Here is a 262-nt window from a genome sequence, read left to right as displayed (position 1 = left end):
CACGCTGGACGACTTCTATTTCCTCGCCCGCGCCACGCTGGTCAAGGACGAATCGCTCTACGACCGCTACGACAAGGCCTTCGGCGCCTACTACAGAGGCATCGAGGCCGCGTTGCCGGCCGGCAAGGACATCCCGCTGGACTGGCTCATCAAGCAGTTCGAGAAGAGCCTGTCGCCCGAGGAAAAGGCCGCCATCGAAAAGCACGGCTGGGACAAGCTGATGGAGCTCTTCAAAGAACGCATGCAAGAGCAGAAAGAGCGC

Annotated in this window: 1 pseudogene; it reads left to right on the top strand. The window is 60.7% G+C overall.

Annotated elements, in window-relative coordinates:
• Positions 1–262 (top strand): annotated as a pseudogene (locus SB751_RS31935) (hypothetical protein); the annotation flags it as partial.

Origin of the sequence: Cupriavidus sp. SIMBA_020 (assembly GCF_046535395.1) — a bacterium.
Taxonomy (GTDB): domain Bacteria; phylum Pseudomonadota; class Gammaproteobacteria; order Burkholderiales; family Burkholderiaceae; genus Cupriavidus; species Cupriavidus campinensis.
Note: the sequence above shows the minus strand (reverse complement) of the source record. Positions and strands in the feature narration are given on the sequence as shown.